The organism is Polyangium sp. y55x31, from assembly GCF_029946505.1.
Taxonomy (GTDB): domain Bacteria; phylum Myxococcota_A; class Polyangia; order Polyangiales; family Polyangiaceae; genus Polyangium.
The window spans coordinates 235,270-257,668 of record NZ_JARZHG010000005.1 but is presented as its reverse complement, the minus strand read 5'-3'; the positions used below and the strand labels follow the sequence as shown (position 1 = coordinate 257,668).

Annotated in this window: 16 protein-coding genes; 4 read left to right on the top strand and 12 right to left on the bottom strand. The window is 70.1% G+C overall.

Annotated features, from left to right (window positions below; genetic code table 11):
* Nucleotides 1-191 precede the first annotated feature (191 nt).
* Genes QHF84_RS12550 through QHF84_RS12540 form a run of 3 tightly spaced genes read right to left on the bottom strand, consistent with a single transcriptional unit; the run spans nt 192 to nt 5,307 of the window.
* Entirely contained in the window at nt 192-2,072 is a 1,881-nt protein-coding gene (locus QHF84_RS12550) for an ABC transporter ATP-binding protein (RefSeq protein WP_281313491.1), read from the bottom strand.
* Nucleotides 2,069-3,880 (bottom strand): ABC transporter ATP-binding protein, encoded by a 1,812-nt coding sequence (locus QHF84_RS12545; protein WP_281313490.1) that lies wholly within the window; start codon nt 3,878-3,880, stop codon nt 2,069-2,071. Before QHF84_RS12545 ends, QHF84_RS12550 begins: the two co-directional genes overlap by 4 nt.
* The gene (locus QHF84_RS12540; RefSeq protein WP_281313489.1) at nt 3,880-5,307 is read right to left on the bottom strand and encodes a hypothetical protein; all 1,428 of its coding nucleotides are present in this window, start codon (nt 5,305-5,307) and stop codon (nt 3,880-3,882) included. The genes QHF84_RS12545 and QHF84_RS12540 overlap by 1 nt, the downstream gene beginning before the upstream one ends.
* A 367-nt stretch (nt 5,308-5,674) precedes the next feature.
* Here QHF84_RS12540 and QHF84_RS12535 point away from each other — a divergent pair, with 367 nt between their 5' ends.
* Nucleotides 5,675-6,223, top strand: coding sequence for a CxxC-x17-CxxC domain-containing protein (locus QHF84_RS12535; RefSeq protein ID WP_281313488.1), 549 nt, complete (start codon nt 5,675-5,677; stop codon nt 6,221-6,223).
* A 105-nt stretch (nt 6,224-6,328) separates the two neighbouring features.
* On the opposite strand, the gene QHF84_RS12530 is transcribed toward QHF84_RS12535, so the two are convergent.
* The 3 genes from QHF84_RS12530 to QHF84_RS12520 all read right to left on the bottom strand — a co-directional run bounded on the left by QHF84_RS12530 (nt 6,329) and on the right by QHF84_RS12520 (nt 10,597).
* Complete coding sequence (locus QHF84_RS12530; protein ID WP_281313487.1) at nt 6,329-8,224, bottom strand: serine/threonine-protein kinase; 1,896 nt, start codon at nt 8,222-8,224, stop codon at nt 6,329-6,331.
* A 259-nt stretch (nt 8,225-8,483) separates the two neighbouring features.
* Complete coding sequence (locus tag QHF84_RS12525) at nt 8,484-9,323, bottom strand: HAD-IIB family hydrolase (protein WP_281313486.1); 840 nt, start codon at nt 9,321-9,323, stop codon at nt 8,484-8,486.
* Complete coding sequence (locus QHF84_RS12520) at nt 9,320-10,597, bottom strand: class I SAM-dependent rRNA methyltransferase (protein WP_281313485.1); 1,278 nt, start codon at nt 10,595-10,597, stop codon at nt 9,320-9,322. Before QHF84_RS12520 ends, QHF84_RS12525 begins: the two co-directional genes overlap by 4 nt.
* Nucleotides 10,598-10,856: 259 nt before the next feature.
* On the opposite strand from QHF84_RS12520, the gene QHF84_RS12515 reads away from it, so the two are divergent.
* On the top strand, nt 10,857-11,909 hold the full coding sequence (locus tag QHF84_RS12515) for an outer membrane beta-barrel protein (protein WP_281313484.1): 1,053 nt from the start codon (nt 10,857-10,859) through the stop codon (nt 11,907-11,909).
* 103 nt (nt 11,910-12,012) lie between these two features.
* Nucleotides 12,013-13,665 (top strand): apolipoprotein N-acyltransferase, encoded by a 1,653-nt coding sequence (gene lnt, locus QHF84_RS12510; protein WP_281313483.1) that lies wholly within the window; start codon nt 12,013-12,015, stop codon nt 13,663-13,665.
* Nucleotides 13,666-13,678: 13 nt separating this feature from the next.
* On the opposite strand, the gene QHF84_RS12505 is transcribed toward lnt, so the two are convergent.
* From QHF84_RS12505 to fsa, 3 genes are all read right to left on the bottom strand, one after another.
* Entirely contained in the window at nt 13,679-13,993 is a 315-nt protein-coding gene (locus QHF84_RS12505; RefSeq protein ID WP_153822102.1) for an HU family DNA-binding protein, read from the bottom strand.
* A 136-nt stretch (nt 13,994-14,129) separates the two neighbouring features.
* Nucleotides 14,130-14,678, bottom strand: coding sequence for an rRNA maturation RNase YbeY (ybeY, locus tag QHF84_RS12500; protein WP_281313482.1), 549 nt, complete (start codon nt 14,676-14,678; stop codon nt 14,130-14,132).
* A gap of 2 nt (nt 14,679-14,680) precedes the next feature.
* Nucleotides 14,681-15,328, bottom strand: a complete 648-nt coding sequence (gene fsa, locus QHF84_RS12495) for a fructose-6-phosphate aldolase (protein WP_281313481.1) — start codon at nt 15,326-15,328, stop codon at nt 14,681-14,683.
* Between the two features lie 174 nt (nt 15,329-15,502).
* Between fsa and QHF84_RS12490 the strand changes: the two genes are divergently transcribed.
* Nucleotides 15,503-18,166: a thrombospondin type 3 repeat-containing protein gene (locus tag QHF84_RS12490; protein WP_281313480.1), complete on the top strand. Its 2,664-nt coding sequence runs from the start codon at nt 15,503-15,505 to the stop codon at nt 18,164-18,166.
* A 62-nt stretch (nt 18,167-18,228) separates the two neighbouring features.
* Here the strand turns inward: QHF84_RS12490 and QHF84_RS12485 are convergent, their stop codons facing one another.
* From QHF84_RS12485 to QHF84_RS12475, 3 genes are read right to left on the bottom strand one after another with little or no spacing between them, the layout of a single operon-like run.
* A complete protein-coding gene (locus QHF84_RS12485; protein ID WP_281313479.1) occupies nt 18,229-19,605 on the bottom strand; it encodes a hypothetical protein in 1,377 nt (458 codons plus the stop codon).
* 2 nt (nt 19,606-19,607) lie between these two features.
* Nucleotides 19,608-20,639, bottom strand: coding sequence for a hypothetical protein (locus QHF84_RS12480; RefSeq protein ID WP_281313478.1), 1,032 nt, complete (start codon nt 20,637-20,639; stop codon nt 19,608-19,610).
* Nucleotides 20,629-22,251, bottom strand: coding sequence for a serine/threonine protein kinase (locus QHF84_RS12475; protein ID WP_281313477.1), 1,623 nt, complete (start codon nt 22,249-22,251; stop codon nt 20,629-20,631). The genes QHF84_RS12480 and QHF84_RS12475 overlap by 11 nt, the downstream gene beginning before the upstream one ends.
* Nucleotides 22,252-22,399: the final 148 nt, after the last annotated feature.

Here is a 22,399-nt window from a genome sequence, read left to right as displayed (position 1 = left end):
GACATCCCGCCCTCGCGGAACGACACCCCGCCCTCGCGGAACGACATCACGCCCTCACGGAACGACACCCCGCCCTCGCGGAACGACACCCCGCCCTCGCGGAACGACACCCCGCCCTCGCGGAACGACATCCCGCCCTCGCGGAACGACACCCCGCCCCCGCGGAACGACATCCCGCCCTCGCGGAACGCCTACTCCGCCGCGTGCGCCTCGCCTCGGCTGAACTGGAGCTGGTAGAGACGCGCGTACGCCCCACCTTGCGCGAGCAGCGACTCGTGGCTGCCCTGCTCGACGACGCGGCCCTTGTGGAACACGACGATGCGATCGACGGCGCGGATCGTCGAGAGTCGGTGGGCGATGATGAGCGCGGTGCGGCCCTGCATCGCGGCCCAGACGGCCTTCTGCAGGCGCGCCTCGGTGTCGCTGTCGATGTTCGCCGTGGCCTCGTCGAGCACGAGGATCGGAGGGTCGCGGTAGAGCGCACGCGCGAACGCGATGAGCTGACGCTCGCCCGCCGAGAAGTTCGAGCCCCGCTCCTGGACCTTCGCGTCGAGCCCGCCCTCGCGACGCTCGAAGAGATCGAGCGCGCCGATCCGCTCGAGCGCGCGGACGACACGCGCCCGATCGACCTCGACGTCACCGGCCGCGATGTTGCTCGCGATCGTGCCGGGGAAGAGGAAGACCTCCTGCGGCACGACGGCGAAGCTCTTCCGAAGCTCGTCGCGCGGCGCGGTGCGGACGTCGCGCCCGAAGACACGCACCTCGCCCTGCTTGGCCTCGTAGAGCCGCAAGAGCAGCGACGCGACCGTCGTCTTGCCCGCGCCCGTCGCGCCGACGAGCGCGATCTTCTCGCCCTTCGCCGCCTGGATCGAGACGTCGCGGAGGATGGGCACGCCGGGCTTGTACTCGAAGTCGACGTGGTCGAGCTCGAACGCGATCGCCTCGTCCTTCTTCTCGGCCTGACCATTTGCAGCCGCAGGGACCGGCGCGTCCTCCTCCTTGTTTTCGAGGAGCTGGAAGATGCGCTCCGCGCCGGCCATCGCCGACTGGAGCTGCGTCATGCGCGCCGAGAGATCGCGGATCGGGACGAAGAACATCTCGATGTACGCGACGAACGTGACGAGCGTGCCGAACGAGACGCGATCCGAGAGCGAACGAACGCCCGCGTACCAGAGCACGGCCGCGATGCAGAGGCTCTGCACGAGCTCGATCGCCGCATCGAGCGCCGCGTCGAAGACGATCGAGCGGTTGTTCGCCTGCCGGTACGCCTCGTTGATGTCATCGAACTCGGCGGCGCTCTGCTCCTCGCGCGCGTACGCCTGCACGACGGCCATGCCCGAGACCTGCTCGTTCAGGTAGGCGTTCATGCGCGCCGTCTTGGCGCGGATCTCGCGGAACGCGTCGCGGATCCGGCGCCGCGTCCACATGACGCCCAGCGCGACCGGCGGGACCGCGACGAACGTGATCAGCGCGAGCTGCCAGTCGCGGTGGAGCATGACCACGACGATGAGGACGAGACGAACGAGATCGCCGAGCGCGTTCAGCGTGCCCGAGGCGAACATCTCGTTGATGGCGTCGACGTCGTTCGTGACACGCGTGACGAGCCGGCCGACGGGCGTGCGATCGAAGAAGCCGAGCCTGCGCGTGTGCAGGAAGCGGAAGACGTGCACGCGCAGATCCCCCGACGCGCGCGCCCCCGCGAGCTGCATCAGGTAGACCTGCGGGAACGCCATACACTGCTCGATGAGCTTCAGGACGAGGATGAGGGCGCCCATCTGCATGAGCGTCCGCGCCGCCGTGTCGCGATGCTCGAACGCATCGAACGTGAGCCCCATGAGCCACGGCTGGAGCACGGCGAGGCCCGAGCCGAGGAGCAGCAGCACGAGCGAGATGACGAGCCACTTCGCGTGCGGCCGCATGAAGGGCCAGAGCCCCGCGAGGATGTTCGCGTCGATCCCCTCGTTGAGCCGCTCCTCCTCGTGAAAGCGCGCGAGCGCCTTCTCGGCCCGCGTTTTTCCAGGAGCCGCCGCCTTCGCGCCGTTCGCCTTCGGATCCACGGACAAGCTCGTCATGCGGGCACGGCCTCCGGAGAGGGCATCGAGGAGGGCAGGTCCTCGGCGCCGAACGCAGCGAGCTTCTCCTCGATCTCCTGCTCCTCGGCGAACGACGCGTAGAGGCCTCCGGCCGCCACGAGCTCCTCGTGCGTGCCCTCCTCCACGACACGCCCGCGTTCGAGCACGATGATGCGATCACAACGCTTCGCCGCGGCGACGCGGTGGGTGATCAGGACGAGCGTGCGGCGCGCGGCCTGGCGCTCGATCGCGCCGAGGATCGCAGCCTCGGTCTTCGCGTCGACCGCGGACATCGGGTCGTCGAGGACGAGGATCTTCGGCTCGCGCAGGAGCGCGCGTGCGAGGGCGACGCGCTGCCGCTGGCCGCCCGAGAGCTGCACGCCGCGCTCGCCGACGACCGTGTCGAAGCCGTCCGGCAACGACTCGATCTCCTGGAGCACGCCCGCCTCGGCCGCCGCCGCGCGGATCTTCTGCATCGCCTCCGGCGAGTCTTGCTCTTCGAGCGAGTAGCCGATGTTCTGCGCGACGGTCGTCGAGAAGAGGAACGCGTCCTGCTGCGCGTAGCCGATGCTCTCGCGCACGACGTCGAGCGGCAGATCGCAGATGTCCTTGCCGTCGAGGAAGACCGTGCCGCTCGGCGTGGGCAAGAGGCGCGGCAAGAGCGTGGCGAGCGTGCTCTTGCCCGAGCCCGTGCGCCCCACGATCGCGAGGGATCCGCCCGCCGGGATGTCGAACCGCACGTCTTCGAGGACCTTCCGCTCGCCGTGCGAGAACGCGAGGCCCTCGACGCGCAGCGCGCCGGAGACGGCCTGGGGCGCGGGCAGGTCGCCGCTCACGACCTCGGGCACCGCGTCGAAGATCGCCTTCAGCCGCACGTAGCTCGCGCGGCCGCGGGCCACGATCGCGGTGACGAAGCCGAGCGCGAGCATCGGCCAGATGAGACGGCCGAGCGCGGCCCAGAACGAGATGAACGCGCCCTTCGAGATGTCCCCGTGAAGCACGAGCGCACCGCCGTACCAGAAGACGATGATCGTCCCCGCCGCGAGGATCGACCCCATGATCGGCTGCATCGAGCCGCGGATGCGCGCGAGCATGAGGTTCTTCTCGACGTAGTCCTGGTTCGCCCGCTCGAACGTGGCGAGCTCCGCCTCCTCGAGCGCGAAGCTGCGCACGACGCGGACGCCGGCGAGGCTCGCGAGGACGCGATCGCTCATCTTGCCGAGCGCCTCCTGGTTCTCGCGCATGCGCGAGAACATCTTCCCGGAGAAGGTGCGCGTGACCAGCATGAGCACGGGGAACGTCGCGAGCGCCGCGAGCGTCAGCTTTCCGCTCACGCGCACCATGACGTAGAGCGCGCTCGCGAACGCGAGCAGCGAGTTCACCACGTTGAGGATGCCGAAGCCGAGGAGGAGGCGGACCTGCTGAAGGTCGCTCGTCGAGCGGCTCATGATCTCGCCCGTGGGCATGCGCCGGAAGAACGAGGGGCCGAGCTTGTGCAGGCGCGCGAGCAGGACCGCGCGCAGCTCGTACTCGACGTTCCTGCCGCCCGTGAACATCGTCCAGCGCGAGAGGACACGCACGACCGCGGCCGTGACGACCACGCCCAGCATGAGCAGCGCATCCTGCGCGGCGTCGCTCGCGCGGAGCTGCTCGGCCGCGTCGACGGCTTCCCTCACGAGGAAGTCGCGCTTCACCATGAGGATCTGCTGCGCCGCGAGGAGCAACGCGCCGCTCAGGTAGAGCCAAATGTTGCGCCGGAACTGAGCGCCGAGACCGGTGGGGAACTCGGCCGGATCGACCTTTCGCATCAGCGCGCTTTACGGGGCATCGGGGTCGTGGGCCGCCGGTGAGAGCTCTGGATCGCGGGCCGCTCGCGCCCCTCGGGCACGAGCGCGAGATCCGTCACCTCGATGCGCGTGGAGAGGAGGCCGAGCAGCACGCGCGCGCCGCCGCGGCCGTCGAGCTCGCCGACGACGCCGATCTTGTCCACGAACGGGCCGCTCAAGACACGCACGCGCGCGCCCTTCTCCATCGTGGCCGGCGGCGCGGCGCTCGTGCTGCTCGCAGCCGCAGGCGCAGGTGTCGGAGCCGTGGGCGCAGGCGTGACACGAGACGGCGCAGGCGTGTGCTCGCGTTCGCGTTCGCGCTCGCGCGGCGCGGCCGGTGCTTGTGACGCCTTCGCTTCTTGCGGCCTTCCGCCACGGCGATCACGATCGCGATCGCCCTCGGCCTTGCTGCCCGGCTTGAACAACGTGTCGAGCGAAGGCCTGCGCGGCGCGCCGTGCCCCGGACGCGCGCCATGCCCGAACGGAAGCGAAGACGCACGCGGCCCCTCGGCCTCGCCGCGCGCCTTCGCCTCGGCGAGCGATCGCTCGCGCGCGGCCGCTTGCTCGGCTTGCCACTTCTCGGTCTGCGCCGAGACCTCCGCGTGCGTCCGGGCGCGCTCGCGCTCGATGCCTTCGAGGCGTCGATCGAGCGCGATGTGATCGTTCTGCCGCGACCACGCGACGAGCGTGTAGATCGGCGCGAGCGCGAGCAGCGCGTCTTCGAGCTGCTCGTCGAGGATCTCCGCGTGCTCCAGCGCGACCTCGCGCGCCACGGCCCAGCCGATCCAGAGCGGCACTTGCCCCTCGGCCGCGCGCTCCAGCATCGCCTCGATCGCCTCGGGCGTCGCCGCGCTCGCGGCCACACGATCGGCGCCGACGCCCACCGCGAACTGCTCGGGCAGCGCGCGCAGCGCAGCCGTGAGCTCGGCGGCGAGCGCCGTCGGTGCGGCACCGTCCGCGACATCCTTCGCCGCGAGCCGCGCGCGCAGGTTGTCGATGTCGACCTTCGCCTCGGGGTGCACGGCGAAGCAGACTTCGACGCTGTGCGAGTCGATCCGGAGCGCGAGGAACGCGTGCCGACCGTACGGGCTCGGATCATCGATCGCGGCCGAGATCGATCGTCCCGCGTCGAGCAGCCGTTCGAGCTCCTCGCGTGCTGCCGCGTCGCGCCAGAAGAACACCCACTGGCACTCCACGCGTTTCTTGTTGCGCAGCGTCGGGTGCTCGTCCGAGCCGTGCACGTCGACCGTGATCCCGAGGTCCGCGAGGCGCGTGATCACGCCGCGCGCCCAGGCGAGCGCGCGCTGCTTCACTTCGAGGCGCGGGCGCGAGTAGGCGTTCGACGTCGCCTTCTCCGGCGCGTAGGCGTCGAAATCGCTGTCCGTCAGGTGCAAGGGGGCGTGGGTCATCACTCTCGCTCGAGGTGCGCTCTTCGCGGCCCGCAAGACACGCGCGAACGAGCGTCGCGTGCGTGGTGCGTTGCGAAGGCGGATGGCGTCGTGGCTCCCCTTGTAGCACTGGCCAAAACGCGGTGATATCCCCTCGCGTCTTCGCGCGTCACGCACAGCCGAGGCGGACCGCGGACGGCGCGTGGAGGCGAGGCACGAGCGCCTTGACCCCGAGGGGCTCCATGTCACCTTGATCTCCACGATCTCCGAGCGCTCGTCCTGCAAAGGGCGGGCGTTTTTGCCGTGAAATCAGGGGCGTGCCGAACGCGCCATGCGGGCGCGCAGACCTTCGCGCCCGCGCCCTTTGCGAAGAGTTTCCGGAGTGTCCATGGAGCAGCACCGAGACGAGCAGATCAACTGCGCGAGCTGCGGCTCGTCGTTCCTTTTTTCCGCCACCGACGCGGCCGCGCGCGCCGAGCGAGGGCTTTCGTCCCCGCCGACCCTGTGCAAGCCCTGCTGGCGCGAGAAGCGCTCGAAGAGCGCGGGCCAACGCGAAAATCCAGGCCGCGGCGCTCCGCGCGGACGCGAAGGTCGAAGGCACGAGCCCGCCGCGCGCCCCGGCCGCTACACGGGCGACGTGAACGAATACCGGAGCCCCATGCCCGATCCGCACTTCGCCATGTACCCGTCGTACGGCCGCCCCGCCGCGCCGGGGCACCGCGGCGGCGGCTTCTCCCAGCGAGGCCCGGGCCCGCGCGACGGCGGCGACGATCGCGCGCAAGGCCCGCGCGCCTCGTCCGGTCCGCGTGGCCCGCGCGGCCGCGGTTTCCCGATCACGTGCGCGGCGTGTGGCGTCGCGGCCACCGTCCCGTTCAAGCCGGCCGAAGGCCAGAAGGTCTACTGCCGAGCTTGCTTCCAGGCCGAAAAGCCGTCCTGAAGGTTCCCACCAAGCACCCTCCCACAAGGCACCGGGGGGTTTGGGGGGCAAAGCGCGGCGAAGCCGCGCGGCCCCCCATCGTCAGGCGATCAGGCGATCAGGCGATCAAGCAATCTCGCAGGTGAGCTCGGGCGTGAACCCGACCTCGCCCGCGGTGATCGCCACGCGCACGTCGAAGCTCGCCGCGCGGCGCGCCGTCTCCTCGACCATCCCCACGACCCACAGGCGCAGCGCGAGCGACGCCGGCTCGAACTCCGCGATCTGCAGGACCACCTTCCCGCTCTGGCTCGCGCCCACCTTCCACGCGCCGAAGCTGAAGAGCCGCGACCAGATCGAGATCCCGCGTCGGATCGCGATCTGCAGATCCGGCGCGGGCCGGAGCACGCTGCGCACCGTGTTGTGGAGCTCGCCCCCGATCGCGAGGCGGCCGAGCGCGCGCCACCGTGAAGGCTCGTGCAGCGAGATCGCGGTCGCGATCTCCATGTACGCGTCGAGCGCTTCGAGATCGTACGCGACGAGCGCGTTGATCGAGTCGTTCAGAAAGTCCTCGGCGTAGCGCTGCGGGAGCTGCGCCACGACCTGCTCGCGCACGCGCGGCCCCGCGTCCTCGGTGAGGGCCTTGTCCACGGCGCGCAGCACAGCTCCGCGCACCTGGTACATCCCGGGGAACCGCGACGCCGCGCGCGGCTGGACGTACCGCGACGGCGGACCCGCGCTGGAAGAGTTCACCGACGCGCTCGAAGAGCTCGCCGACGACGCCGTGTTTCGCGCCACGCCGAGCGGCTTGGGCATCGCCGGAGGCACGAGCGGCTCGACATTGCGCGAGGAAGCGATGTAGTCGCCGCGCGGCGGAGGCCCGGGATCACTCGTGCGGTTCGGGCTCCCCATGCTCGGCACGACACGCGTCGGCGCGTACGGGATCGACGGCGCGCCCGGATCGCTGAAGCTCGTCCGCACGCTCGGCCGGATCGGCGCGGGCGCGGGCGGCGGCTCGCGGAGCGGCGTCGAGATGCGATCGGGCTCGGGCAAAATCGTGGCCGGCGGCGGCGGCGGCGCGCCTTGCGATTGCGCCACGCTCGCCTGCGCGACGCGCCGGGGCAGGTTGATGATCCGGCCGAGCGCCATCGATCGCTTCATCGGATCCGACGAGAACCGCTCGAGCTCGCGCGCCACTTCCCCCGCCGTGGCGTAACGCTTCATCGGATCCTTCTGCAGGAGCTTCGCGACCACGGCTTCGAGCCGCGGATCGACGTGCACGCCCGCCGCGGCGAGCGTGGGCGCCTCGGCGTGCACCACGCGGAACGCCGTCGCCACGGCCGTCGGCGCGCGGAACGGCCGCGTGCCCGTGAGCAGCTCGTAGAGCAACACGCCGACGGCGAAGAGATCACTTCGCCCGTCGATCGGCGCATCCCCCGTGGCCTGCTCGGGCGAGAGATAGTCGGGCGTCCCGAAGACCACGCCGGTGCGCGTGCGTGGCGAGGGCCCGCTCGAATCGAGCACTTTCGCGATGCCGAAATCCAGAAGCCTTACGACCGCTTGACCTCGCGACACGTCGAACGCGACGAAGACGTTTTCGGGCTTCAGATCGCGATGGATGATCCCCACGCGGTGTGCCGCGTCGAGAGCTTCGAGGACGGGGATGCACGTCGCGACGGAGGCGTCGACGTCGAAGCGCCCGAGGCGCTGCAGCGCGGAGCCCACGCCCTCGCCTTCGAGGTGCTCCATCACGATGTAGGGGCCCATCTCGCCCACGCCCGCGTCGATCACGTCGACGATGTTCGGGTGGCGGATGCGGTTGACCGCCTGGGCCTCCTGGAAGAAGCGCTGCGCGAGCTCGGTGTTCTCCGAGAGCTCGGGGTGGAGGAATTTGATCGCGACGGCCCGGCCGGCGAGCACGTTCTCCGCACGAAAGACGTGGCCCATCCCGCCACCGCCGATGCGCTCTGCAAGGCGGTACTTGTTGTCGACGATCGCGCCGGGGGCGGGGGTTCGAGAAGCCATTCAGCCGGTGGACATGCTCGGATCCAGATGGACTCGCCTCGGGGTTCGGCCCAAAGCCCCGCCTCGAGGCAGAGCCGCTACGATACCCGTCTCCCAGGGCAAAGAGCCACTTCGGATGGTGCCAAGATAGCGAATCTCGGAGAGAGTGGGGGCCTCTTCGTTCCGCCTCCTCGTCCCTGTGCTCCGTTGCTGGTCCATCCCACGTTCCATCCCCCGGATCGCGTGACAAACTTCACATTGATGCGTCAACGTCCCGCCTTCAACCGGGATGAACGCGGAGATCCACGAGGGTTGTCGCGAGCTCCGCGAACCCCCGTCCCATGGCAGCCTGGGTCACATACTTCGGCGGAACGGGCAACGTAGGCAAGTAGGCGCGCACGTTCGCCACGCCGATCGTGGTCGTGAACGCCGCGAAGGCCGCCGCGTCGTTGCCGCTGTCGCCCACGAACGCGTGGGTCCGTCGCGCACGGGTAGGCTCCTCCCCGAACGCCGCTTCGAGGAGGCGGAGCGTGCCCGTGGCCTTGTCGGCCGGATCAAAGGAGAGGTGCAGGTGCACGCTCGACGCGAGCGTGTGAACGCCGCGCCTCGTTGCCTCCGCGCGCATGGCCGCGACGTCCTCGACGGACGCGCGGCAGTGCTCGCCGATGTCGAGGGTCACGTCCGTGAAGCGAGCGTGGTTGTCGTCGGCGAGCGCCACGGTCGGAAATCGACGGCAAAGCTCCTCCGCGAGGGCCCGGAGCTCTGCGCACCTCGATCCCGCCGCCGCGCGATCCTCCGGGAACACGAAGCGCACGCGAGGCGCGCCTGCCGGGCGTCGCTCCTTCACGAAGGCCACCGCGCCGTTCTCGGCGATCGCTGCATCCAGCGGCCACTGCCGCACGAGCACCTCGGCCCATCCCCCGGGCCGCCCCGTGCACGCGACGAGCCGCAGCCCCGCCTCCCGCAGCCGGAAGAGCGACGTATACGCGACCTCCGTGAGCTCGCCGTGATCGAGAAGCGTGTCGTCGAGATCGAAGACGAGCCCCGCGAGCCCGCGCGCCTCGTCGGCTTTCATGGAGGCGAGCGCGAGCGGCGCGGCCGGGGACGACGCGGACGTCACAACGCCTCGAGCCGCGCGATCACGCTCTTCAGATAGAGCCCCTCCGGGAACGCCGCGCTCACCGGGTGATCCGCGCCCTGGAAGTGCCGATCGAAGATGACCGCGTGCATGCGCGCCTCGCGCGCCCCGAGGGCGAGCGCGCGCGTGAGGTCGTCAATCGAGACCGCGCTCGAGCACGAGCTGAGCACGAGGATCCCGCCCGCCTTCGTGGCCCGACAGCCCGCGGAGGCGAGCGCCTTGTACACGCCGAGCGCGCCTTCTTTCGCGCCGCGCGTGGGCGAGAGCTTCGGCGGATCACAGAGCACGATGTCGAAGCCGCCCTCCGCCGAGGCCCGCGAAAGCGCCTGACGCGCGTCGTCGCGCTGGAAGTGGATCCGCCCGAGCAGCCCATTCTTCCGCGCACACTCCGCGCCGACCTCGATGGCGAGCGCGCTCTCGTCGACCGCGACGACCTCCTTCGCCCCTCCCCGCGCGGCCGCCATCGCGAACGTCCCCACGAAGGAGAACGCATCGAGCACGCGCCGCCCGTGCGCGAGCTGCTCGACCCGCGCCCGAAGCGCTCGTTGATCCAGGTAAAAGCCCGTCTTTTGCCCGAGCGCGAGCGGGATCTCGTACGAAAGCCCGCGCTCCAGGAACGAGAACCTGTCGACGCTCGCGTCCCCGCGGACCACGCCGGCAGACGCCTCGAAGCCCTCCTTCTTCGCGAGCTCGACCGAGGTCCGGTCCACGATCGCGCGCGGCGAGAGCATCTCGGTGATCGCGTCGAACACGATCCCCTCGCGCCGCTTCACGCCGATCGTGCCGATCTGCACCACGGCCACGTCCCCGAGGATGTCGACGACGAGCCCGGGCAGCCCGTCCCCCTCGGCGTGGATCAGCCGATAGGCCGTGGTCTCGTGCCCCGCGATGTGATTCGGCAGGCCGAGATCACGCCGGTGCTGGATCGCGCGTTCGATGCGGCGGCGGAAGAGCGCGCCGTCGACGGGCGAGTCGTCGCGGGTGTAAATGCGGACCGGAATGGCCGAACGGGGGGTGTAGAGGCCGTGACCCAGGGTCGCGCCGTGGGGATCGACCACCTTGACCTCGTCGCCGGGCAGGGCGCCGCCCTCGATGCGGGCGATGGCCTGCGCGAAGACCCAGGGGTGTCCGGTCCAGACGGGCCTCACGTGGCCCGGCTTGAGGGTGACGATGGGAATGGGGGACCCTGACCTACGCCCCTCGGGGCGGGGAGGACTCGGGTCGGGGGCATTGGCGGATCTCGCGCGCGCATTCATGGGCGTGCCGCTCCGGGGGTGCGTGTCCGGTCAGATAAAACAAAAGCCGCCCCCCTCGGAAGGCGTACCGATGGGCGACGGGCTGGGGTATTGTTCTCTGTAGGCAGTCGCTTGGCCACCGTGTGAACCTTTCATCACAGCCCGCCGTGGCGGACGATGCACGCGAGTGCACCGAGATCTCGCGTGAACCGTCTCTCTGAGCGTGCTGGCCGATGGCACTCCGGTTGCTAGGCTGCAAGCACAAACGAGGAGTCGTCCCATGCGCCGCTTGACCCCTGCTTTGATCGTGGCTGCCGCTGCACTGAGCCATCCCGCTGTCGCGTTGGCGGACTGCCCGCCGGGCTCGTGGTTCTGCGCGGATGAGGCGCAAGCTCCCGCGCAGCCTCCGCCTGAAGCCGACACGCTTCCGCCTCCGCCGCCCGCCGTCGAGGTGGTCGAAGAAGAAGAGGAGGCGCTTCCGCCGCCGCCCGCGCGGCCCGCGCCCCACGTTCGTCGTTCCCAACCGCCGGTCGTCATTTATCAACCCGCGCCGCAGCAGCCGCAGATCGTGCAGCAGCAGCCGGCGCAGACGCAGATCATCATCGTCGCGCCGGGTGCCCGGACGCACGTGGTTCGTCGGCACCATCCGGCGGTCCGCGTGACGCCGCCCCCGCCGCCTCCGCCGCCGGCTCGCGTGATGACCGCGCCCGCGCGCCTGCGCACGCCGATCGTGGCGCCCGCGAAGCGCCGCTGGCAGCCCGAGTGGGGCCTCAACCTGCGCCTGCAGGGCCTCTCGATCGGCGGTTCCGAGCGTCACGACAACGGACAAGGCCCGCATCCCGACGCCGGGATGGGCGGCTTCGGGCTCGGCCTGCGATATCGCCCCGTGCCCGCGTTTGCCGTCGAGGGCTCGTTCGACATCATCGGCGGGACTGACTACAACGGCTTCGATCGCGTCGAGACCCCGTTCTCGTTGAGCGGCCTTCTCTACGTGAACCCGCGCAGCCGCGCGCAGTTTTACCTGACCGGTGGCGTGCACTGGTCGAGCGCGACCGTGCAGTCGGAAAACGCGGACCCGCGTTTGTCGCCGAACCCCGATGGCAACAACTTCTCCGCCGAGTACAGCTACTTCGGCGGGCAGGGTGGCATCGGCCTCGAGTTCCGCGTCTCGCGCAGGCTCGCGCTCAACATCGACGCGCTCGCGTTCATCCGCAAGCGGACGGACGACAACGCCGAGACGGGCCCGGCCGAGTTCATCGATTCGAGCTCGGGTCGCACGACGAACACCTCCGGCGGCGGCCTCTTCCGCGGCGGCCTGACCTTCTGGTGGTGACGGCGCGCGCCGGCCTCCCGGCGCGCGGCCCCCGCCGCTGCTAGATCCTCTCCACGCGGCCCGGCCCTCTCTCATTGCCCATCGCCGGGCCGACTCCCCCACCATGCAACGACTGCGGCGCCACAAGGCCCTCCTCCTGGCCATCGCCGGGGGGATCCTCTTCGCCCTCACCTCCCCTCCGACCGACCTGTACCCCGCGGTGTTCCTCGGCCTCGCGCTCTTCGCGTGGTCCCTCGAGGACGCGCCGACGGCGTGGCACGCGTTCGGCCGCGGCGCAGCGTGGGCGACGGCCGCGGGCATCGTGGGCCTGCGCTTCGTGCCGAGCGTGGTCCAGCGCTTCACGCCGCTCGGTTCGGCGGCTGCGTACCTCGCGCTCGTCCTGCTCGCCGCGGGGCAATCGCTCATCTGGGCGATCGGCGCGGCTGCGACGCACCTCGTCCATCGCCGCGCTCGTGCGCCGTTCGTCCTCGCGTTTGCCATCGGCGTGTTCGTCGCGGTCTCGCTTCCCTCGGTCTTCGCGTGGACGCCGGCCGGCCTCGTGAGCCCGTGGCCTTCGCTCGTGCAGCTCGCGGACATCGTCGGCGAGCGCGGCGTGTCCGTGATCTTCGCCGTCTCCGCGGCCTTCCTCGCGCGCGCTCTCCAGGCGATGTTCTCCGCGGAAGCGACGTCGATGAAGGAGCGCTTCGGCGCGAAGACCACGCGCCCGCTCGCCATCGCCGCCGCCATCCCCGCGCTGCTCGCGATGTACGGCGCGCTCCGCATCCGCTTTCTCGCAACGCAACCCTCGGTGGCGCGCACGATCCGCGTCGCGCTCCTCAACCAGGCCGTCGGACCGAAGGAGCGCTGGGATCCGAAAAACCACACGGGGATCCTGCGTGATTTGCGGCGCCTCACGAAGGACGCCGAGGCGAGCGGCGTCGACCTCACGGTCTGGCCAGAGGCGGCCTACCCGTACCCGCTCATGCACGGCACGACGCAGGCGCCGCGCGGGCCACGCGCGATTCACGGCGACGGCGCGCGCGGGCCGATCCTCTTCGGGCTCATCATGCTCGAGCCGCCGAAGGCCACGAGCCCCGGCATCGTCGAGACGAACAGCCGCAACTCTGCGACCCTCGTCCTTCCCGACGGCTCGCTCCAGCCCTCGTACGACAAGCTCGAATTGCTCTGGTTCGGCGAGACCGTCCCGCTCGGCGCTTACATCCCTTGGCTGCGTCGCATCTTCCAGGCGAGCGGCGGCCTCGTGCCCGGCACCGAGCCGACGGCGCTCGTGCTTCCCCACGCGAACGACCCCGTGCGCATGGGCGTGCTCAACTGCTACGAGGACACGCTCCCGGGCGTCGGCCTCCGGATCACACGCGCGCTCCGGCCGAACTTGCTCGTGAACGTCACGAACGACGCCTGGTTCGTCGGCACCGCGGAGCCCGAGCTCCACGCGCGGCTCGCGGCCATGCGCGCGATCGAGCATCGCCTGGATCTCGTGCGCTCCGTGAACCTCGGCGTGCTCTCGTGGATCGACGCGCGTGGTGTCGTCGTCGCGCGTGATGCCTCCACGTCCCCCTCCACGCTCGTCGCGACGCCCACGCTGCGCGACGGATCCCTCACGATCTACGGTCGTTTCGGGGACAAGCCGCTCGCCTTCGGGTTCGTGGTTGCGATCACCGCGTTCGTTTGGCGATCACGTCGCAAGCCGGGTTCGAAAAACGAAACCGGCGCGAGCGGTGAAGCCCACGCCGGTTCCGGTGAAGCGGAAACGTAGACCGAAGATTCGGTTACGCGCCCACCTGATCCTTGAGGCCCTTGACCGGCGTCGCGCGGACCTTGCGGCTCGCGGGCTTGCCCTTGATGGTCATGGGCTCCTTCGTGAACGGATTGACACCCTGCCGATCGGCGGTGGCGGGCGTCGCCTTCGCCTTGAGCTTGACGAGCCCCGGGATCGTGATTTCGCCCGGACCATCCGATCCGAGTTGCTTGGCCACGAGCGCCGAGAGCGCGTCGAGGACGCCACCCACGGCCTTCTTGTCGAGGCCGGTGCTCTCGGCGAGAGCGGCCGTGATCTGGGCTTTCGTCAGCTTGCTAAGAGGCATCCTGCCCTCCTCTTGGATCGCCGCCCGATATCGGTGACGACCGCATGAAATGGCTCTGTCCGAGCACGTCCTGGACGCGAGCGGGCGACCGTTTAACAGGCGAAGAGTGGCCTCGCAAGGCAAAATCTCGCGAACGTCACCGGGGGGCGACGGTTGTCCGCGTGCTCGCCGCCGCCTCGAGCTCCCGCGTCCGTGCCGTCATCTCACGGTCCTCGGCATCCGTCCGGTGGTCGTACCCGACGAGGTGCAAAAGGCCGTGCGCAAGGAGCATCGTGAGCTCGGCGAGCAGCGGACGGTCTTGCTCCGCGGCCTGTCGCCGCGCCGTGTCAATCGACAGGATCACGTCGCCGAGGGGCCCCACATGCGGCCATCCCGCGCCGATCTCCGCGCCCTTCGCGCCCTTCGGCTTCCACCCGCGCGGACGCTCGTGCAGCGGGAAGGAAAGGACGTCCGTGGGTTTGTCCTTGTGCCGGTACGAACGATTCAGCTCGTGGATCGTCGCGTCGTCGACGAGCGCGATGCTGAGCTCGACCCCCGAAAGCCCCAGGTGATCGAGCATCTTGCCGGCGCGGCGGCGAAGCACGGCAGGCGAGGCGCCTTCGAACGGACCACCCCGCGTCGCGACCTCCACCACGTTCGGCAGAGGCGCGGGCGGGGCGGGTTTGCCCTTCTTGTTCGTCGCCACGGCTACGACTGCGGGATCTTCTTCGCGTCCGCGAGGAACTGCGCGAGCCCGATGTCCGTGAGCGGATGCTTGAGGAGCTGCTTGATCACCTTGAGCGGCAGCGTCGCCACGTGCGCGCCGATCAGCGCCGCCTGCACGAAATGCACGGGGTGGCGCACGCTCGCGGTGAGGACCTCGGTCTTGAACTCGTAGTTCCGGTAGATCTGCACGATCTGCTGGATGAGGTCCATGCCCTCGCCGGAGATGTCGTCGATCCGACCGACGAACGGCGAGATGTACGTCGCGCCCGCCTTCGCGGCGAGCAGCGCCTGCGACGCGGAGAAGCAGAGCGTCACGTTCGTCTTGATCCCCTCGGCCGCGAAGATCCGGACCGCCTTCAGGCCCTCGTCGATGAGAGGAACCTTCACGACCACGTTCTTGTGAATCTTCGCGAGCTCCCGCCCTTCACGCAAAATCTCCTGGGCCTCGACGCCGACGACCTCGGCCGAGATGGGACCGTCGACCACCTCGCAGATCTCCGCGATGGCCGCCTTCGTAGGCTTGCCCGCCTTCGAGAGGAGCGAGGGGTTGGTCGTCACGCCGTCGATGACGCCCATCGCCTGCGCCTCTTTGATCTCCGCGATGTCACCCGAGTCGATGAAGATCTTCATGCACGCTCTCCGCCGAGGTGCTTAGCGCGCGCGGCGCGGCGCGTCGATAGTGGAGCGATGGTCACCGGGACGCCCACGACGGCCGCGTCGATCCGGCGTGAAGAACACGTGACGCCGTTCGTCGGGACGCTCGGACGTGCAGCCTGCCCGGTCGTCTTCGCGTAAGATGCGAGCATGAGACCGCCGCGCTTCACCCGCCCCTCGATCTTCCTTTGCACGCTTGCCCTGACGCTACCGCTCGCCGCGATCGCTGCAGGATGCAGCGACGAACCCACCAGTTCGAACACGACGAGCAGCAGCAGCACGGGCGGCACGGCAGGCGAGGGCGGCGTCGGCGGGCAAGGAGGCCAGGGCGGCACGGCAGGCGAGGGCGGCGTCGGTGGGCAGGGCGGCGCTGGCGGTCAAGGAGGCCAAGGCGGCGCGGGCGGCGGTGGAGGCGCGCCGAGCGGCGCCGTGATCGAGTGTCCGGGCGATGCGCTCACGCCGCCGGCCGAGGGCACGTGCGCGGTCGTGAAGCAGGGGACCTCGGGCACGATCCTTCGCGGCACCGTGCTCGCGCCCGATCAGACGTTCCACCGCGGCGAGGTCGCGCTCGACAAGACGGGCAGCATCGCCTGCGTCGACTGCGATTGCAGCGCCTCGCCCGCCGCGGCCGATCCCACGATCATCGAGTGCGCCGACGGCGTCATCTCGCCCGGGCTCATCAACGCGCACGATCACATCGGCTTCGCAAACAACCCGCCGAAGACCCACGACGGCATCCGCTACACGCACCGCCATCAGTGGCGGAAGGGCGCGCCGGGGCTGCCGAAGATCTCGGTGGCCGGCGGCGCGAGCGGCGACGTCGTTCGCTTCGCGGAGCTGCGCTTCGTGATGAGCGGCGCGACCTCGACGCTCGGCGCCGGCGGTCAGGCGGGCCTGCTCCGCAACCTCGACGTGCAGGGCCGGAGTGAAGGCCTCCCGATCCCGCCCGCGGACTCCGACACGTTCCCGCTCGGCGACAGCGGCGGCCTCATGCTCGAGTCGGGCTGCGGATATCCCTCGCCCACGTCCGCCGCGTCGATCGCCGATCTGGAAGCGTACGTGCCGCACATCAGCGAGGGCATCGATCTCGCCGCGCACAACGAGATCACCTGCCAGATCTCGGGCACGAACGACATCGTCCAGCCGCAGACGTCCATCGTGCACGCCATCGGCTTCCGCGCCGACGACTTCGCCGAGATGCGCAAGGACTTCAGCACCGTCGTCTGGTCGCCGCGCTCGAACGTCGATCTCTACGGCAACACCGCGAGCGTCACCTTGCTCGACACGCTCGGCGTGCCGATCGCGCTCGGCACCGACTGGGTGGCCTCGGGCTCGATGAACCTCCTGCGCGAGCTGCGCTGTGCCGACGAGCTCAACACGCTCTACTACGACGGCCATTTCTCCGACCAGGAGCTCTGGCGCATGGTCACGACGAACGCCGCGCTCGCCGCGGGCGCGGGTGACATCGTGGGCATGCTCAAGCCGGGCTACGTCGCGGATGTCACGATCTTCGACGGCAAGGTGCGCAAGGATCACCGCGCCGTCATCGGCGCCGGCGTCGAGGACGTCGTGCTCGTCATGCGCGGCGGCAAGGTGCTCTACGGCGACGACGCGCTCGTCGCCGATCCGGGCGTCGGGGGCGCGGAGTGCGAGGCCTTGCCCGTCTGCGGGAGGGACAAGCGCGCGTGCGTCGCGAAGGACCTGAACGGCATCACGCTGAACCAGATCCGCACGGCCGGCGAGGCGTTCTACCCGCTCTTCTTCTGCAACGACCAGGCGCCGAACCTCGAGCCGAGCTGCGTCCCCTGGCGCACGGAGTACACGAACGGCATCACGGCCGAGGACGACGACGGCGACGGCATCAAGAACGACGCCGACAACTGCCCCAAGATCTTCAACCCGATCCGGCCGCTCGATCAGGGCGCGCAGGCCGACATCGACGGCGACAAGATCGGCGACGTCTGCGACGCGTGCCCCCTGGACGCGAACGACGCTTGCACCACGCTCGACGCGAACGACATCGACGCCGACGGCGTGCCGAACGGCGGCGACAACTGCCCCGAGGCGGCGAACGCGGATCAGGCCGACGCCGACGCGGACGGCCATGGCGACGTCTGCGATCCGTGCGCCGAGCCGAACTTCGGCACGCCGATCTGCCCGCCCAAGCCCACGCTCATCGAGGTGATCCGAAACCCGGCGCACCCCGAGCACCCGGCCGCGGGCTCGACCGTCGCGATCAAGGACGTCTACGTCACGGCCATCCGCCCGAACACGGGCAACAGCCGCGGCTTCTACGTGCAGGACACGTCGCTCAAGCCCTTCAGCGGCATCTTCGTCTTCACGGGCAGCACGGCGCCGCAGGTCCAGGTCGGCAACCGCGTCAGCGTCACGGGCAAGTACGAGGAGTACTTCGGCCTCGGCGAGATCACGGGCGCGATCACGACCGTCGACGATCCGGGCACGACGCTGCCGTTCGGCCCGATCGACGTCGCCGAGCCCGTGACCATCGCGACGAACGGCATGTCCGCCGAGGGCTACGAGTCGATGCTCGTGCGCGTGGTGAACGTGGCGATCACGGTCGTGAACGCGGACGCGCCGAGCGACTACGACGAGTTCAGCGTCACCGGCAACCTCCGCGTCGACGATCAGATCACGGACGCGGCGCTGAACATGGGCCTGAACAACACGTGCGCGGTGGGATCGAAGTTCACCTCGATCACCGGGGTCCACGGCTACTCGTTCAACAACTTCAAGCTCATGCCGCGCAGCAAGAACGACGTCGTGTTCGTCGACTGCGATCCGTTCGTCCCCTGAACGGTACACGCCCGAAAGGGGGATGCGCTCTGCATCCCCCTCCCCTCCCCCACACTTTCAGCTCAAAGGTTCGTCGCGATCGCCACGCCGACGAGGTTCGTCCCACCGACGAGCACGGGCGTGGTGAACGCGCCGTTCTGCAAGCGCGCGTGCTCCGCCTTGCCCGTCGTGTCCACGTAGACGAGCTCGGCCTCCGCGTCCCCTGCGCCGAGCGCGAGCGCGGGCCTGCCGAGGGCCTTGGATCCGACGTCCTCCACCGGCGAGAAGGCCGCGCCGTCGAAGCGTGACCACCGCAGGTTCCCCGTCGCGACCTCGCGGAACACGAGCAGCGCGCCTCCCTGGGGCAACGCGAGCAGCGCGGGATCCGTCGACTTCGCACCGGTGATCTCGACCGGCACCGTGCTCCACGTGCCGCCCTTGCGCGTGAGGAACGAGAGCTGCTTGTCCGACGCGCGCGAAAAGACGAGCACGAGCTCCGGGCCTTGCGCCGACGTGAGCGCCGCGATCGCAGGCGTGCTGTCGTCGACCGCGTCGCCCGCGCCGTGCGGCGTCGCCGCTTCCCACACGCCTGCCGCACGACGCTGCGTGTACAGGTTCGGATCGTTCCACCCGTCGTTCGCGATCACCGGATCCATGCCGAGCACCGTGATCGCCGCGGCCCCATCTCCCAGGCTGTACGTGCTGGCCCCGACCTTGACCTCTTCGTTCGTCGGGGAGAACCCGCTGCCCGGCGTGTACGCAGCGTACCAGTAGCGGTTGTTGTTCAGGTCCTGGTAGACGATGTGCGCGGATGCGCTCGACGCCGCGATCCCGGGCGTGGCGCGCGTCGTCACGTCCGCCCCCACGTTCGTCACGAGGCCGAAGCCGCCCGCCTCGGTCCAGGTCGAGGCGCGGATGCGATCCTTCGTCGCGCCTTCGCTGCTGCGCAGGAGCGCGACGCCCGCCTTCTGGCCGGGCAGGATCACGAACGCCGGCGCATCGGCGCTCTTCTCGCTCACGGCCGTCTCCATCGTCCAGCCGTCCTTCGTCTGGAACCGCTTCGTGATGCCGCCTTGCAGGCCGGTCGCGAACATCACGAGCGCCGGACACGCGGGGCAACCGGGCGCGTCGCAGCTCCCGGGCAAACCGGGTTCCACGGGACAACCGCCGCCCATGCCGCCGCTCCCGCCTGCGCCGCCGACACCACCTGCACCGCCGCTTCCGCCGACGCCGCCGACACCACCTGCGCCGCCGCTTCCGCCGCCGACACCACCCGCTCCGCCGCTTCCGCCGCCGACCCCGCCCGCGCCGCCGCTGCCCGAGCTCGACGACGCCGCCATCCCGCCGCTGCCGCTGCTCGACGAGCTCGCCTCGCCGACCTGCGCGTCGTCGATCGGGCAGCCGCAGAGCGCGACGCCGAGGAGCGCGAGCGAGAGCCCTCGATAGTGCCGTTTCGCCATCGTCAGAACGCTCCCTGGAGCACGAGCCCGCCATGGCCGCGCCCGACGTACGGCACGACGTGCAGGCTCTGCGCCTGCGGTTTCTTCTGCGAGAGCCCGCGCGCGATGCCGAACACCGCCGCGCCGATGCCCGCCGCGCCGGCCGCGGTCAGGCCCACGAACAGGTAAAAACTCCGGTCCTTGCGCGCGTTGTCCTCGTCGGGCCGGTACTCTTTCGTTGGATCACAAACGGGCGGCGTGCCCGGACAGTTCGTCTGGATCCGCTCCTCCGCCGCCATCTGATCGAAGCGGAAGTACACGCCCGCGCCGACCGCCGCGAGCCCGAGCCCGCCTGCGACGTACGCCCAGGCCGGCACGCCGCCCGAGGCCGGCGGCGGCTTGGGTTTGTCCAAGGGCGGCGGCGGCTTCTTTGGGGCCGCCGACGCGGGCACGAGCGCGAGCTCCACCGTCGCCTTCTGGCCCTCCGCGAGCTCCAGGTTTTTTTCGATCTTCTCGTGCCCCGGCGCGCTCGCCTCGAACGTGTGTTTGCCCGGGTCGAGCGGGATCGTCTCGCCGAGCGCCGCGAGTGGCAGGCGGATCCCGTCGCGCGCGACCTCGAGCCCCTCGGGCCGCGTGGTCACCACGAGCTCGACGTGCGCGAGGCGCGGCTCGATCTTGGCGATCCCGTCCTTCGCCACCTGTTCGAGCTGCTTCTTGCGCTCCTCGCCGAGCGTGTCCTGGTTGAGCTGCAGCGCGCGGCGGTAGTCGACGAGCGCCTGCGTCAGTTTGCCCTCGTGCTCGCGGCAATTCGCGATGTTGATCAGCGTGCTCGCCGCGGGGTTCAGCTCCATGCTCGCCTGGAACTTCGCGCAGCCCTCGTGCCAGTTGCCGTCGTTCACGAGCTTGCGGCCGCTCAGGTAGAGCGCCTCGGCCGCCGCGGGATCCCGCGGTTGGTCCTGACCGAGCGTGCGCCCGGGACACGCCGAGACGATCAAAAGCGCGGAGACGGCGAGCGCTCGTTTTCGCGCCGCCGAGGTCGGACGTTCAATATTCATCGAGCGGATTTTTCCCCTTGGGTGGGGTCTTCGACGTGCCGGTGCCCGCGGGCTTGCCGCGGTTCCACCCGCTGGTCGAGGGGAGCGGAGAGACGGGTTTGTCCGAGGACGTGGGCGCGGCCGATGCGGAAGGCGTGGCCGCCGAAGACGAGGCCGCGGGCTCCGGCGCGGGCGCGGCCGACGCGGACGTCGCAGGCTCCGGGAGCGTCGTCGGCTCGGCGCTCGCGAGCGCCGCCGGCACGACGGCCGCGGGCGCGGGGGACGAGGCCGTCGGCGCGGACGTGGGCTTCGGCGCCGCCGCCGTGGACAAGGTCGTGAGGGGCCCGCCTTTGGGCCAGATCGCGAGCGCTGCGCCGACCGATCCCACGCCCACGACGAGCAGCAGGAGCGCGAGGACGGGCGAGACCGACGAACGCCGCTTGCTCCTCGGCTCGGCCGGAGAGCTGAGCGGCTCGCCGCTCGATCGCGTGAGCGCGGGCGCCGATGGATCGCCGGGCGAGGTCGACTCCGGCGGCTCCTGCGACGAAGGCAACGGGGACGGCCCGCTCGCCTCGATGGCCGCGACGTGCGGGGGAACGGGCGGCGCGGTCGCGGTGATCACGCCGTCGGCGGGCGGCGGCTGCGAGAGCGGCAGCTCGCGCGCCGGTTCGAGCACGATCGAAGGCAATACCGCGCGTGTGCCGGGCGGCGGGGCAATGGTCGCGGGGGGTTTGACCTCGAACGTTTCGGCCAGCGCCGCGATCATGGCCACCGAGCTGTCGAAGCGCGCGCTCGTATCGAGCGCGGTCGCCCGGGAAAACCAGGCGTCGAACGCTGCGGGTAGGCTCACGCCGAGCTCCTTCGCGCGCTCGCTCGCCGGCACCTGCGCGCCCCGCGCGACCAGCATCAGATACGGATAAAGCCCTTGGGCAGACTTGCGCTCGCGCGCCCAGTACGGTTTGCCCACGAGCATCGTGAACGCGATGTGGGCGAGCGAGTACCGGTCGACGTGCGGCCCGATCGCGTCGCCGGCGATCTGCTCGGGGGCCATGTAGAGGGGCGAACCGACGCTTTTTGTCGTGTTCGAGCTCGCCGTTCCGTCGGCCACGATTTTCGCCACGCCGAAATCCAGGATCTTGAGGCGCGGCGAGCCATCGTCCCTGCGCGTCAGGAACAGGTTTTCCGGCTTGAGATCGCGGTGGATGATGCCGGCGGCGTGCGTGCGATCGAGGGCGAGCGCGGCCTGGTGGAGCAGCGTGACGACCTCCTCGAGCGGCAGGCGCTTGCGCACCTTCAAGAGGGCGCCGATCTCCTCGCCCTTGAGGAGTTCCATCACGATGAACGGCATGCCGGTCGCTTCGTCCACGCCGGCATCGAGCGTCTCGACGATGTGCTCGCTCTCGATCCCGGCCGCGACCTTGGCTTCGAGCTCGAAGCGGGCCCGCATCTCGGGGTCGCTCACGAGGCTTGGCAGCATCACCTTCAACGCGCGGCGTCGCTCGGTGTTCTTCTGCAAGACCTCGTACACTGCGCCCATGCCGCCGGCCTTGATGCAGCGCACGACCTCGTAGGCGCCATGAAAGATGGCGCCCGTCGCGAGGACGGCGATGTCCGCGTCTCGGTTCCCGGCCATGGCCCCCCGAGGGTAGCAAAACCTCCCTCCGCTGGGCTTCTTTCCGACGGCGTGAGCAAGATCCAACCCGATTGCTGCATCGCGACAAATTTCTCGCAAACCCCGAGATCGTGATGCCAAACACATTACATCACGAAGTGGCACACGC